Origin of the sequence: Pseudomonas sp. NFACC14, assembly GCF_900106885.1 — a bacterium.
In the GTDB taxonomy this organism is placed as follows: Bacteria; Pseudomonadota; Gammaproteobacteria; order Pseudomonadales; family Pseudomonadaceae; genus Aquipseudomonas; species Aquipseudomonas fluorescens_AA.
On the sequence record NZ_FNOA01000020.1, the window covers coordinates 12,699 to 26,051 of the forward strand.

At 59.5% G+C, this 13,353-nt stretch carries 14 protein-coding genes; 11 read left to right on the plus strand and 3 right to left on the minus strand.

Features of this window, described 5'->3' with window-relative positions; genetic code table 11:
• Positions 1-138: 138 nt before the first annotated feature.
• Positions 139-576 (minus strand): Z-ring associated ZapG family protein, encoded by a 438-nt coding sequence (locus BLU85_RS23585; RefSeq protein WP_003205372.1) that lies wholly within the window; start codon positions 574-576, stop codon positions 139-141.
• A 147-nt stretch (positions 577-723) separates the two neighbouring features.
• Between BLU85_RS23585 and BLU85_RS23590 the strand changes: the two genes are divergently transcribed.
• The 3 genes from BLU85_RS23590 (at position 724) to zapE (ending at position 3,930) form a co-directional block, all read left to right on the plus strand.
• Entirely contained in the window at positions 724-1,353 is a 630-nt protein-coding gene (locus BLU85_RS23590; protein WP_092204153.1) for an alpha/beta hydrolase, read from the plus strand.
• A gap of 24 nt (positions 1,354-1,377) precedes the next feature.
• A complete protein-coding gene (locus BLU85_RS23595) occupies positions 1,378-2,733 on the plus strand; it encodes a tryptophan--tRNA ligase (protein ID WP_092204152.1) in 1,356 nt (451 codons plus the stop codon).
• Between the two features lie 102 nt (positions 2,734-2,835).
• Positions 2,836-3,930 carry a cell division protein ZapE gene (zapE, locus tag BLU85_RS23600; RefSeq protein ID WP_072409535.1) on the plus strand — a complete coding sequence of 365 codons (1,095 nt, stop codon included), beginning with the start codon at positions 2,836-2,838 and terminating at the stop codon, positions 3,928-3,930.
• A gap of 190 nt (positions 3,931-4,120) precedes the next feature.
• On the opposite strand, the gene BLU85_RS23605 is transcribed toward zapE, so the two are convergent.
• Positions 4,121-5,017: a GlxA family transcriptional regulator gene (locus tag BLU85_RS23605; protein ID WP_170847632.1), complete on the minus strand. Its 897-nt coding sequence runs from the start codon at positions 5,015-5,017 to the stop codon at positions 4,121-4,123.
• 244 nt (positions 5,018-5,261) lie between these two features.
• Here BLU85_RS23605 and BLU85_RS23610 point away from each other — a divergent pair, with 244 nt between their 5' ends.
• Positions 5,262-6,398 carry an acyl-CoA dehydrogenase family protein gene (locus BLU85_RS23610; RefSeq protein WP_060740744.1) on the plus strand — a complete coding sequence of 379 codons (1,137 nt, stop codon included), beginning with the start codon at positions 5,262-5,264 and terminating at the stop codon, positions 6,396-6,398.
• 116 nt (positions 6,399-6,514) lie between these two features.
• On the opposite strand, the gene BLU85_RS23615 is transcribed toward BLU85_RS23610, so the two are convergent.
• Positions 6,515-7,555, minus strand: a complete 1,041-nt coding sequence (locus BLU85_RS23615) for an NADP(H)-dependent aldo-keto reductase (protein ID WP_092204150.1) — start codon at positions 7,553-7,555, stop codon at positions 6,515-6,517.
• 245 nt (positions 7,556-7,800) lie between these two features.
• Between BLU85_RS23615 and rplM the strand changes: the two genes are divergently transcribed.
• The 7 genes from rplM to BLU85_RS23650 all read left to right on the plus strand — a co-directional run bounded on the left by rplM (position 7,801) and on the right by BLU85_RS23650 (position 12,679).
• The gene (rplM, locus tag BLU85_RS23620; RefSeq protein WP_003205365.1) at positions 7,801-8,229 is read left to right on the plus strand and encodes a 50S ribosomal protein L13; all 429 of its coding nucleotides are present in this window, start codon (positions 7,801-7,803) and stop codon (positions 8,227-8,229) included.
• A gap of 14 nt (positions 8,230-8,243) precedes the next feature.
• Positions 8,244-8,636: a 30S ribosomal protein S9 gene (gene rpsI, locus BLU85_RS23625; RefSeq protein WP_003205364.1), complete on the plus strand. Its 393-nt coding sequence runs from the start codon at positions 8,244-8,246 to the stop codon at positions 8,634-8,636.
• Positions 8,637-8,893: 257 nt separating this feature from the next.
• Entirely contained in the window at positions 8,894-9,487 is a 594-nt protein-coding gene (petA, locus tag BLU85_RS23630; protein WP_060740746.1) for a ubiquinol-cytochrome c reductase iron-sulfur subunit, read from the plus strand.
• Positions 9,487-10,698 carry a cytochrome b gene (locus BLU85_RS23635; RefSeq protein WP_092204149.1) on the plus strand — a complete coding sequence of 404 codons (1,212 nt, stop codon included), beginning with the start codon at positions 9,487-9,489 and terminating at the stop codon, positions 10,696-10,698. Before petA ends, BLU85_RS23635 begins: the two co-directional genes overlap by 1 nt.
• Positions 10,698-11,480, plus strand: coding sequence for a cytochrome c1 (locus BLU85_RS23640; RefSeq protein ID WP_060740747.1), 783 nt, complete (start codon positions 10,698-10,700; stop codon positions 11,478-11,480). Before BLU85_RS23635 ends, BLU85_RS23640 begins: the two co-directional genes overlap by 1 nt.
• Positions 11,481-11,631: 151 nt before the next feature.
• Positions 11,632-12,249, plus strand: coding sequence for a glutathione S-transferase N-terminal domain-containing protein (locus tag BLU85_RS23645; RefSeq protein WP_003178195.1), 618 nt, complete (start codon positions 11,632-11,634; stop codon positions 12,247-12,249).
• Positions 12,250-12,265: 16 nt separating this feature from the next.
• Complete coding sequence (locus tag BLU85_RS23650; RefSeq protein ID WP_053124982.1) at positions 12,266-12,679, plus strand: ClpXP protease specificity-enhancing factor; 414 nt, start codon at positions 12,266-12,268, stop codon at positions 12,677-12,679.
• Positions 12,680-13,353 lie beyond the last annotated feature (674 nt).

A 13,353-nucleotide genomic window follows, 5' to 3' on the forward strand; every position in this document is an offset into this window, starting at 1 on the left:
ATAGCGGTCTGCCTGAGCCGGTGATGTGGGATACCGCCATCATCGCGAGCAAGCTCGCTCCCACAGGGGGATTTTCCTGGACTAAAAAAAGCCCGCCCGATCATGTGATCGGGCGGGCTTTTGGGTGTCGCTCGCAGATTACTTCTTCAAACCGTAATGCTCATCGAGCATGCCGGGCGAATTCGGGGCCTTGGGGGCGTAGTCCCGCGGCGGTTCCTGGATCCCTTTTGGTGGGGTCAGGCGTTCCCGTGGAGTCTGTGCCGCATCGGCTTGCAGGGCGGCCAGCAGGCGCTGGCGAGTCTGCTCGTCCAGGGCCAGGCGATTGGCCCCCTCGGACAAATGATCCTGGACATCCTGGTAGCTCTGGGTGAGTTTTTTCACCAGAGAAGCGGTGCTGTTGAAGTGGGTGACCACTTCATTCTGATAACTGTCGAAACGTTCCTGAATGTCGTCCAGCTGACGTTGCGTGCTGTTGGGCACCGCATTGGGCAGCAGTCGGGCAAGCAGGAATCCAATGGCGACACCGGCAACCAGGGCAAGAGTCGGCAACAACCAAACTAAGAGCGAGTGTTCCACGAGTCCTTCCTCTATAAACGGCTTTGCTTTACGTTAACGGCTCGGACCTGCGCTGTATACCGCGAAGAACATCGCAATCATGCCAGGCACAGACTTTAGCTAGACGAGTCGACCCAATTCGGGGTCACGGAGTTCTTTCCCTTGCTTATGCGCGAAACCCCTGTCGTCATCGATGGCCCCGTGGGCCAACTGGAAGCCTTGTACCTGGACAGCGAGGCCCCCCGTGGCCTGGCGCTGATCTGCCACCCGAACCCGGTGCAAGGCGGGACCATGCTCAACAAAGTGGTCTCGACCCTGCAACGCACTGCCCGTGATGCTGGGCTGGTAACGTTGCGTTTCAATTATCGTGGTGTAGGTGCCAGCGCCGGCACCCATGACATGGGCACCGGCGAAGTGGATGACGCCCAGGCTGTCGCCCAATGGTTGCGTGAAAAATACCCGCAACTGCCCCTGACCCTGTTCGGTTTTTCCTTCGGCGGCTTTGTCGCCGCCAGCCTGGGCGGGCGCCTGGAAGCCCAGGGGCGACCGGTCAAGCACCTGTTCATGGTGGCCCCGGCGGTGATGCGCCTGGACGAGCGATCGCCCTTGCCGACCGGTGGCGAGTTGACCGTGATCCAGCCGGAAACCGACGAAGTGGTCGATCCGCAGTTGGTTTACGAATGGTCCGACACGCTCCAACGCCCCCATGAGCTGCTGAAAGTGGCAGAATGCGGACACTTTTTTCATGGCAAGCTGACCGATCTCAAGGATCTGATCCTGCCGCGCCTCTCGAATTGATAGCAGTCTGACAAGCGATAACCCATGACGACGCGTACCCGTATCCTGACCGGCATCACCACCACCGGCACCCCGCACCTGGGCAACTATGCCGGCGCCATCCGTCCGGCGATCCTCGCCAGCCGCGACAGCAACGCCGATTCGTTCTACTTCCTGGCCGACTACCACGCCCTGATCAAGTGCGATGACCCGCTGCGTATCCAGCGTTCGCGCCTGGAGATCGCCGCCACTTGGCTGGCCGGCGGCCTGGACGTCGACCGCGTGACGTTCTATCGCCAGTCCGATATTCCCGAGATCCCGGAACTGACCTGGCTGCTGACCTGCGTCGCGGCCAAGGGCCTGCTCAACCGTGCCCATGCCTACAAGGCCTCGGTGGACAAGAATGTCGAGGCCGGGGAAGACCCGGACGCCGGTGTCACCATGGGCCTCTACAGCTACCCGATCCTCATGGCCGCCGACATCCTGATGTTCAATGCCCACAAGGTCCCGGTCGGTCGCGACCAGATCCAGCACGTGGAAATGGCCCGTGACATCGGCCAGCGCTTCAATCACCTGTTCGGCCAGGGCAAGGAGTTCTTCACCATGCCCGAGGCGCTGATCGAGGAAAGCGTCGCCACGCTGCCGGGCCTCGATGGCCGCAAGATGTCCAAGAGCTACGACAACACCATCCCGTTGTTCAGCAGCGCCAAAGACATGAAGGACGCGATCTCGCGGATCGTCACCGACTCCCGTGCCCCGGGCGAAGCCAAGGATCCGGACAATTCGCACCTGTTCACCCTGTTCCAGGCCTTCGCCACTGCCGAACAGTCCGCCGAGTTCCGCAGCGAACTGCTGCAAGGCCTGGGTTGGGGCGAAGCCAAGAACCGCCTGTTCCAGTTGCTCGACAATGAGCTGGGTGAAGCGCGCGAGCGTTATCACCAGTTCATCGAACGCCCGTCGGACCTTGAAGACATCCTGCAACTGGGCGCGAGCAAGGCCCGGGCCGTGGCAACGCCGTTCCTCAACGAACTGCGCGAGGCGGTTGGCCTGCGTTCGTTCGTCAGCCAGGTCCAGGTGGCAACCCAGGCCAAAAAGAAAGCGGCCAAGGCGGCACGTTTCGTCAGCTTCCGCGAGGATGACGGCAGTTTCCGTTTCCGCCTGCTTTCTGCCGATGGCGAACAACTGTTGCTCTCGAACAATTTTGCCGACGGCAAGACCGCAGGGCAGGTGACCAAGCAATTGCAATCCGGCCAATCCTTGGACGTACGCAGCGACGACCTGGGTTTCAGCGTCTGGCTCGACGGTGAGTGCGTGGCGAACAGCCCGGCCTTCGCCGACAGCGTCGCCCGGGATGCGGCCATCGATGCGCTGCGCGTTGCCCTGACGCCTGCCCAGGACTGATCGCGGCGCGTCATCCGACCATCGGCCCGAATAAGGGCCGATTGCCATTCCTCTGGGCCATCGCTACAGTGACGGCCCGTTTTTGTTGCCTTGCTAACGAATATGACGCCCCTAGAACGATATCAAGCTGATCTGAAACGCCCGGAATTCTTCCACGACGCAGCCCAGGAAACGGCGGTGCGGCATTTGCAGCGCCTGTACGATGACCTGGTCGCGGCCTCGAACAACAAGCCGGGCCTGTTGGGCAAACTGTTCGGCAAAAAAGACCAGGCACCGGTCAAGGGCCTGTATTTCTGGGGCGGCGTGGGCCGTGGCAAGACCTACCTGGTGGACACCTTCTTCGAAGCGCTGCCGTTCAAGGAAAAGACACGCACGCACTTCCACCGCTTCATGAAGCGCGTGCACGAGGAAATGAAGACCCTGGGGGGCGAGAAAAACCCGCTGACCATCATCGCCAAGCGTTTTTCCGACGAGACCCGGGTGATCTGCTTCGATGAGTTCTTCGTTTCCGACATCACCGATGCCATGATCCTGGGCACCTTGATGGAAGAGCTGTTCAAGAATGGCGTGACCCTGGTCGCCACCTCGAACATCGTGCCCGACGGCCTGTACAAGGACGGCCTGCAGCGGGCGCGGTTCCTGCCGGCCATCGCGCTGATCAAGGAACACACCGAAATCGTCAACGTCGACAGTGGCGTCGACTACCGCCTGCGTCACCTCGAACAAGCGGAGTTGTTCCACTTTCCGTTGGATGCCGCCGCCGAAGAAAGCCTGCGCAAGAGCTTCCGCGCCCTGACGCCGGAATGCACCCAGGCGGTGGAAAACGATGTGCTGATCATCGAAAACCGCGAGATCCGCGCCATCCGCACCTGTGACGACGTGGCCTGGTTCGACTTCCGCGAACTGTGCGACGGCCCGCGCAGCCAGAACGACTACATCGAACTGGGCAAGATCTTCCACGCCGTGTTGCTCAGCGGCGTCGAGCAGATGAGCGTCACCACCGACGACATCGCCCGTCGCTTCATCAACATGGTCGATGAGTTCTACGACCGTAACGTCAAGCTGATCATTTCGGCCGAAGTCGAACTCAAGGACCTCTACACCGGCGGTCGCCTGACCTTCGAATTCCAGCGGACCTTGAGTCGTTTGCTGGAGATGCAATCCCACGAATTCCTGTCGCGAGCGCATAAGCCGTAGGGCGATTCGGAAAGCAAAGAAGGCCTGCGTTCGCAGGCCTTTTTTGTACGCTCGAATCAGCCGTTCACTGCAAAACCCTGTGGGAGCGAGCTTGCTCGCGATGGCGTCTTGGTCAGTCAACATCAGTGCTGCTGAACCACCGCCATCGCGAGCAAGCTCGCTCCCACATGGGATTGCATTCAGCTCTGGTTCACGCCGCCTGTTGAAACTGCTGCCGATACTGGTTCGGCGACAGGTCGGTATGTTGCCGGAACAACCGTGCGAAAAAGCTCGCATCGTCGTAGCCGACTTCGTAGCTGATGGTCTTGATGCTCTTGCGGCTGCCGGAGAGCAGGCCCTTGGCGGTTTCGATCCGCAGTCGTTGCAGGTAATGCAGCGGCTTGTCGCCCGTGGCGGTCTGGAAGCGGCGCATGAAATTGCGGATGCTCATGCCATGCTCCCGGGCAACATCCTCGAAGCGGAATTTATCGGCGAAGTGCTCTTCGAGCCATTGCTGGATCTGCAGGATGATCACGTCCTGGTGCAGTTTCTGCCCGCCAAAGCCGATCCGTCCCGGCGAATAGCTGCGTTGCACTTCATACAGGATGTCCCGCGCCACGGCCTGGGCCACGTTGGCGCCGCAGAAGCGTTCAATGAGGTAAATGTAGAGGTCGCAGGCTGAGGTCGCGCCGCCGGCGCAAAACAGGTTGTCGGCGTCGGTCAGGTGCTTGTCCTGGTTCAGGTGCACCTGGGGGAAGCGCTCCTTGAAGGCATTGAAGAAGCGCCAGTAGGTGGTCGCTTCCTTGCCGTCGAGCAGGCCGGCTTCGGCCAGCCAGAACACCCCGGTGGCTTCGCCGCAGAGTACTGCGCCGCGAGCGTGTTGTTCGCGCAGCCAGGGCAGGACCTGGGGGTAGCGTTGGCAGAGGCTGGCGAAATCATCCCAGAAGGCCGGCAGGATGATGATGTCGGTGTTTTCCAAGCCACCGTCCACCGGCATGATCACATCGCTGAAGCTGTTCACCGGTTTGCCATCGGGGCTGACCAGCCGGGTTTCAAACGCCGGCGTCAGACCGTGGCCCAGTTGTTTGCCATAGCGCAGGCTGGCCAGGTGGAAAAAATCCTTGGCTTGCATGAGGGTGAAGGCGAAGACCCGGTCGATTGCCAGGATGCTGACGCGCCGCAAGGGCGTGGAGGCGTGCATAGACATAATTCATCTTTATTTTTATAGGGGGAAGTGGTCACCAGACGGCTGGATCGTCTTATTTTTTGTCGGATGTGTCCAGTGTCCTGTGGTACACCGCAGGCTTAGGCTCTGTGGGATAACCATGTCCGACAATAACCAAAGGTGAGTCATGATCCCAAGAACACTGTTCAGTCCCGAGCACGAATTGTTTCGCGACAGCGTACGAACCTTCCTCGAAAAAGAAGCGGTGCCGTACCACAGCCAGTGGGAAAAACAGGGGCATGTCGATCGCCAGCTCTGGAACAAGGCGGGGGAGGCGGGCATGTTGTGCTCGCACCTTCCAGAGGCTTATGGCGGACTGGACGCGGACTTCCTCTACAGCACGGTGGTGATCGAGGAGATCGGCCGCCTGGGGCTGACGGGGATCGGTTTCTCGCTGCATTCCGACATCGTCGCGCCGTACATCCTGCATTACGGCAGTGAGGCGCTGAAACACAAGTACCTGCCGAAACTGGTGTCCGGCGAAATGGTCACGGCCATCGCCATGACCGAACCGGGCGCCGGCTCCGACCTGCAAGGGGTGAAGACCACGGCGGTGCTGGACGGTGACGAATACGTCATCAACGGCTCCAAGACCTTCATCACCAATGGTTTCCTGGCGGACCTGGTGATTGTGGTCGCCAAGACCGATCCCAAGGCTGGCGCCAAGGGCACCAGCCTGTTCCTGGTGGAGGCGGGCACGCCGGGCTTCGAAAAGGGCAAGCGCCTGGAAAAAGTCGGAATGAAGGCCCAGGACACGTCGGAATTGTTCTTCCAGGATGTCCGCGTGCCGAAGGACAACCTGCTCGGACAGGCCGGAATGGGCTTTGCCTATCTGATGCAAGAGCTCCCCCAGGAGCGCCTGACCGTCGCCATCGGCGGCCTGGCTTCGGCCGAAGCGGCGCTGCAATGGACCCTGGACTACACCCGCGAGCGCAAGGCGTTCGGCAAAACCATCGCCGACTTCCAGAACACCCGTTTCAAGCTTGCGGAAATGGCTACCGAAATCCAGATTGGCCGGGTCTTCGTCGACCGCTGCCTGGAATTGCACCTGCAAGGCAAGCTGGACGTGCCGACGGCGGCGATGGCCAAGTACTGGGGCACCGACCTGCAATGCAAGGTGCTCGACGAGTGCGTGCAGTTGCATGGCGGCTACGGCTTCATGTGGGAATACCCGATTGCCCGGGCATGGGCGGATGCGCGAGTGCAGCGGATCTATGCCGGGACCAATGAAATCATGAAGGAGATCATTGCGCGGTCGCTTTGATGCGGTGGTGAGCTTGGGTCCGCTATCGCGAGCAGGCTCGCTCCCACATGGGGTTCCTGTGTTGCTGCAGAAATCCTGTGGGAGCGAGCTTGCTCGCGATGGGGCCTATGAATCAATCAAGGCGCCGGGTTCGGCTGATCCTTGTGGATCGCCTCGATCCCCGCCAGCACTTCGTCCGACAGCTTCAGGTCGAAGCTTTCGATGTTGCTGTCCAGTTGCTCCAGCGTGGTGGCGCCAATGATGTTGCTGGTCACGAACGGCTGTTGGGTGACGAACGCCAGGGCCATCTGTGCCGGGTCCAGGCCGTGCTCGCGGGCCAATGCGACATAACGGCTACACGCCGCTTCCGATTGCGGGTTGAAGTAGCGGCTGAAGCGGCTGTAGAGGCTCAGGCGGCCTTTAGGTGGGCGCGCGCCACCTTCGTATTTGCCCGACAGGAAGCCGAACGCCAGGGGCGAATAAGCCAGCAGGCCGCATTGTTCGCGGATGGCGATTTCCGCCAGGCCGACCTCGAAGCTGCGGTTGAGCAGGTTGTACGGGTTCTGGATCGACACCGCCCGCGGCCAGCCACGGGCTTCGGCCAGGGCCAGGAACTTCATGGTGCCCCACGGTGTTTCGTTGGACAGGCCGATGTGGCGGATCTTGCCGGCCCGGACCTGCTCGTCCAGGGCTTCGAGGGTGTCCTCCAGCGGCGTGAACGTTTCGTCGGCCTTGTGCTGGTAGCCCAGTTGACCGAAGAAGTTGGTGCTGCGCTCCGGCCAGTGCAGCTGGTAAAGATCGATCCAGTCGGTCTGCAGGCGCTTGAGGCTGGCGTCCACGGCTTGGACGATGTGCTGGCGGTTGTGCTTGAGGTGCTTGTCGCGGATGTAGTCGATGGTGTTGCCGGGACCGGCGATCTTGCTCGCCAGGATCCAGTCGGCACGGTCGCCGCGGCTTTTGAAGTAATTGCCGATGTAGCGCTCGGTGGTGGCGTAGGTCTCGGCCTTGGGGGGCACCGGGTACATCTCGGCGGTGTCCATGAAATTGATGCCGGCACCCTTGGCGCGTTCGATCTGGGCGAAGGCCTCGGCCTCGCTGTTCTGCTCACCCCAGGTCATGGTGCCGAGGCACAGGGCACTCACGTTCAGATCGGTACGGCCTAGCTGGCGATAGTCCATCGGGAACTCCTTGGGCAAAACAATCATAAAAGCAGGTTGAAATATTTTTCGCAATCTGCATAATTGCGCACCTCTTTCTGCAGTGGAAGTGATGCGCCGCCGCCGAAGAATCTTGCCGTTGAACGGACGCGCCGACCCGAGCCCCCGAAAGCGTCTGTATCCGGCTGCCTTTGACTTGTCAAAGTACGCACTATTCAGTAAGATCCGCCGTCTAATTTACAGGGCGGCCCCTGAGGCTATAAAGAATGAAAACTTTTACTGCTAAACCGGAAACAGTAAAGCGCGACTGGTTTGTCGTCGACGCTGCTGGTCAGACCCTGGGTCGTCTGGCCACCGAAATCGCGAGCCGTCTGCGTGGCAAGCACAAGCCTGAGTACACCCCTCACGTTGACACCGGTGACTACATCGTCGTGATCAACGCTGAGCAAGTACGTGTTACTGGCGCTAAAACCACTGACAAAATGTACTACTCCCACTCCGGTTTTCCTGGCGGCATCAAGTCGATCAACTTTGAAAAGCTGATCGCCAAAGCCCCTGAGCGCGTGATCGAGACCGCGGTTAAAGGCATGCTGCCTAAGAACCCACTGGGTCGCGACATGTATCGTAAGCTGAAGGTTTATGCGGGCGCTGCTCACCCTCATACTGCTCAGCAGCCCCAAGAACTGAAGTTTTAACGGAATAGTTCATTATGTCGGCGACTCAAAATTACGGCACTGGCCGTCGCAAGACTGCAACCGCACGCGTTTTCCTGCGTCCGGGCACTGGTAACATCTCCATCAACAACCGCTCCCTGGATAACTTCTTCGGCCGCGAAACTGCCCGCATGGTAGTTCGTCAGCCGCTGGAACTGACCGAGACCGTCGAAAAATTCGACATCTACGTCACTGTTATCGGTGGTGGTGTAAGTGGTCAAGCTGGCGCAATCCGCCACGGCATCACTCGCGCCCTGATGGATTACGACGAGACTCTGCGTGGTGCTCTGCGCAAAGCCGGCTTCGTAACTCGCGATGCTCGCGAAGTTGAACGTAAGAAAGTCGGTCTGCGTAAAGCGCGTAAGCGTCCGCAGTACTCGAAGCGTTAATTCCGCTTCCGCTTTCAAAAGGCGCCCAGTTCCTCACGGAGCTGGGCGTTTTTTTTATGGGCAAAAGAATTGCTCTGTGACAACTTGCCACATTCGTAGAGCCCCTATACTACAAGGCCTGGCGGTTTGGCCGCTTGGTAATTACCTTGTCAGAATTGGGGCTTTTCATTACCATTCGGCAAAATTTTTATAAGTTCAGATTTTTACTTAGTAGACGCCTGATCTAACAGGCCACAAAGCTGATGGGAGAGGACTGAATGAGCAATGACGGCGTGAATGCAGGCCGGCGTCGCTTCCTGGTAGCAGCCACATCCGTGGTGGGTGCTGCAGGAGCGGTGGGGGCTGCGGTCCCGTTCGTGGGGTCATGGTTTCCCAGCGCCAAGGCGAAAGCCGCAGGTGCACCGGTGAAAGTGAATGTCAGCAAGATCGAGCCAGGCCAGCAGATGATTGCTGAGTGGCGCGGCCAGCCGGTGTTCATCGTCCGCCGTACAGAGGAAATCCTGGGGAATCTGAAAAAGATCGAGGGTCAGTTGTCCGACCCGTCCTCCAAGAACTCCACGCAACCGACCTATGTCGACCCGCAGACGCGTTCGATCAAGCCAGAGGTCCTGCTGCTGATCGGGATCTGTACGCACCTGGGTTGCTCGCCAACGTTCCGCCCTGAAGTGGCGCCTGCCGACCTGGGCAAGGACTGGGTCGGTGGTTATTTCTGCCCTTGCCACGGCTCCCACTACGACCTGGCCGGTCGCGTCTACAAGTCGCAGCCTGCACCTCTGAACCTGCCAGTTCCCCCGCATTCCTATGAGACCGATGACATCATTGTCGTTGGCGTCGATACGGAGAAAGCGTGATGAGCAAATTCATGGATTGGGTTGATGCGCGTTTTCCCGCGACCAAGATGTGGGAAGACCATCTCAGCAAGTACTACGCTCCGAAAAACTTCAACTTCTTCTACTTCTTTGGCTCCCTGGCACTGCTCGTTCTGGTCAATCAGATCGTCACCGGTGTCTGGCTGACCATGAGCTACACCCCGTCGGCGGAAGAAGCGTTCGCCTCCGTCGAATACATCATGCGCGACGTCGAGTACGGCTCGATCCTGCGTCTGCTGCACTCCACCGGCGCTTCGGCGTTCTTCATCGTGGTCTACCTGCACATGTTCCGTGGCCTGCTCTACGGTTCGTACCAGAAGCCTCGCGAGCTGGTGTGGGTCTTCGGCATGCTGATCTACCTGGCGCTGATGGCCGAGGCCTTCATGGGCTACCTGCTGCCGTGGGGCCAGATGTCCTACTGGGGTGCCCAGGTGATCATCTCGCTGTTCGGTGCGATCCCGGTCATCGGTGACGACCTGACCCAGTGGATCCGTGGTGACTACCTGATCTCGGGCATCACCCTGAACCGCTTCTTCGCCCTGCACGTGGTCGCCCTGCCAATCGTGATCCTTGGCCTGGTGGTGCTGCACATCCTCGCGCTGCACGAAGTCGGCTCGAACAACCCGGATGGCGTGGACATCAAGAAACACAAGGACGAGAACGGCGTACCGCTGGATGGCATCGCCTTCCATCCGTACTACACCGTGAAAGACATCGTCGGCGTGGTGGTCTTCCTGTTCATCTTCTGCTCCATCGTGTTCTTCTTCCCTGAAATGGGCGGTTACTTCCTCGAGAAGCCGAACTTCGAGCAGGCGAACGCGTTCAAGACCCCTGAGCACATTGCCCCGGTCTGGTACTTCACGCCGTTCTACGCGATCCTGCGGGCGATCCCGGACAAGCTGTTGGGCGTAATCGCCATGGGCGCGGCCATCGCCGTGCTGTTCGTCCTGCCATGGCTGGACCGCAGCCCCGTCAAGTCGATGCGCTACAAAGGCTGGCTGAGCAAGATCTGGCTCGTGGTGTTCTGCATCTCGTTCGTGATCCTGGGCGTGCTGGGCGTACTGGCTCCGACACCGGAACGCACGCTGCTGTCGCAGGTTTGCACCTTCCTGTACTTCGCCTACTTCATTCTGATGCCGTTCTACACCAGGCTCGAGAAGACCAAACCGGTTCCGGAAAGGGTGACTGGCTGATGAAAAAGCTATTTGCTGTACTGATTCTTGCTGCTATGCCTGTACTGTCCTTCGCGGCTGAACACGGTGGTCCGGAGCTGGAAAAAGTCGACATCGACGTTTCCGACAAAGCGGCCATGCAGGACGGCGCACGTACGTTCGCCAACTACTGCATGGGTTGCCACAGTGCCAAGTTCCAGCGCTATGAACGCGTTGCCGATGACCTGGGCATCCCCCATGAGCTGATGCTCGAGAAGCTTGTGTTCACTGGTGCCAAGCTGGGCGATCACATGACCATCGGCATGCAGCCTGCGGACGCCAAGACCTGGTTCGGCGCCGCGCCGCCGGACCTGACCCTGGTGGCCCGTGTGCGTGGCACCGACTGGCTTTACGGTTACCTGCGTTCGTTCTACGAAGATCCTGCACGTCCTTGGGGCGTGAACAACAAGGTCTTCCCGAACGTCGGCATGCCTAACGTTCTGGTCGGCCTCCAGGGTCGCCAAGTGGTAGGCTGCAAACAGGTTCAGATCGTTGAAGACGGCAAAAAGCAATTCGATCCGCTGACAGGCTCCGCTTTGACCCATGAAGCCTGCGACCAGCTGACCGTATTGCCGAACACCGGCAGCCTGACCCCGGAGCAGTTCGATGAGAAGGTCAAGAACCTGGTGACCTTCCTGGCCTACTCGGCCAACCCGGTGAAGCTGGAGCATCAGCGCATCGGTACCTATGTATTGCTGTACCTGGCGTTCTTCTTCGTATTCGCTTACCTGCTCAAGCGTGAATACTGGAAAGACGTGCATTGATAAAGCTGTAAGCCATTGCTGTTAATCGTGCGCGCCCAAGGGCGTCTCTAGACATGTAACGAGCCTGGCCCGCCAGGCGTTACGGGAGACGCCCTCTGGGCGCGCTCGTTTTTCCGTTTTTCGATAATTTCAACAAGCGAGGAGGATCGCCATGGGCGTGACCAATCGGTTGGCCTGTTACTCCGACCCCGCCGACCACTATTCCCACCGGGTACGCATCGTACTGGCAGAGAAGGGTGTCAGCGCCGAGATCATTTACGTCGAAGCGGGTCGTCAGCCGCCGAAGCTGATCGAAGTGAACCCTTACGGCAGCCTGCCCACACTGGTCGATCGTGACCTGGCGCTGTGGGAGTCGACTGTGGTGATGGAATACCTGGATGAGCGTTATCCGCATCCACCCTTGCTGCCGGTTTATCCTGTCGCGCGTGCCAACAGCCGTTTGCTGATCCATCGCATCCAGCGTGACTGGTGCGGGTTGGTGGATCTGATCCTGGATTCCCGGACCAAGGAACCGGCGCGGGTCGTGGCGCGCAAGGAATTGCGTGAAAGCCTGACGGGCGTATCGCCGCTGTTCGTCGACAAGCCGTTTTTCCTCAGTGAGGAACAAAGTCTGGTGGATTGCTGCCTATTGCCCATACTCTGGCGTTTGCCGATTCTGGGTATCGAACTGCCGCGGCCTGCCAAGCCGCTGCTTGATTATATGGAGCGCCAATTTGCGCGTGAGGCATTCCAGGCGAGTCTGTCTGGTGTCGAACGCGACATGCGCTAAGGCTTAGGGAGCCGCTATGAACTCCAGTCGACCTTATCTGGTCCGCGCGCTCTACGAGTGGATTGTGGACAATGATTGCACCCCGCACATGCTCGTCAATGCCGAGTTTCCATCGGTGCAGGTGCCGCAGGGTTTTGCCAATGATGGGCAGATTGTCCTGAACGTGTCGCCAGCCGCTGTGCGTCACCTGCACATGGATAATGATGCCGTCAGTTTTGAAGGGCGCTTCGGTGGTGTGCCACACACCCTGTACGTGCCAGTTGCTGCGATTCTGGGGATTTATGCCCGGGAGAATGGCCAGGGCATGGTGTTTGAGCTGGAAGCGCCGCTGGACGGTGAAGAAGAGTTCGAGCCGGATGATGACCTGCCACCGCCGGATGACGAGCCGCCGCGGCCTAGTGGTCGGCCTAGTCTTAAGGTGGTGAAGTAGCGGAGCAGGTGATCTGTTCGCTGTTCGCTGAGGAAAATGCCTGTGTCGTGAGATGTGGGCATTTTTTTTTGGGGCTGCATTTATTGGTGGATTGGTGTGTATATCCGTTGCTGCGGTAACGGCTACTGGCGGTTCCGCTCTTGCAGCGGGTCACTTTTGGAAGAGCGACAAAAGTAACCAAAAGCGCTTTGCCCCACCACTCGGTGCCTCGCCTAGGCTCGGCATGCCCGAACGAAGGCATTGCTCCGTGGGCCGCCGCGAAGGGCTATCCATGGCCCAGCGCGGCTATCCCGGCATCCATGCCGGGATAGCCACTGCGCAATGCCTGCGTTCGGCCAGCGTGGTTAACGGGGCGCCCAGATCAAAAGCAAAGCAAAAGCGAGGCGGCCTGACAGCCGGCCTGTCTCCTCCAGCCGTGCCGATCCCATTTGTGGGAGCGAGCTTGCTCGCGATGGCGTCAGGTCAGCGGCATCAATGTTGGCTGACACACCGCAATCGCGAGCAAGCTCGCTCCCACAGTTGATTGTGGTGCAGCTAGAGGAGACAGGTCGGCTGTCAGGCCGCCTCGCTTTTGCTTTTGATCTGGGCGCCCCCGACCAAACAAAAAAACGGCGCTCCCCTGTATGAGTGAGCACCGTTTTTTCCAGCCGCATGCAGCCTCAAGAACTGCGAGT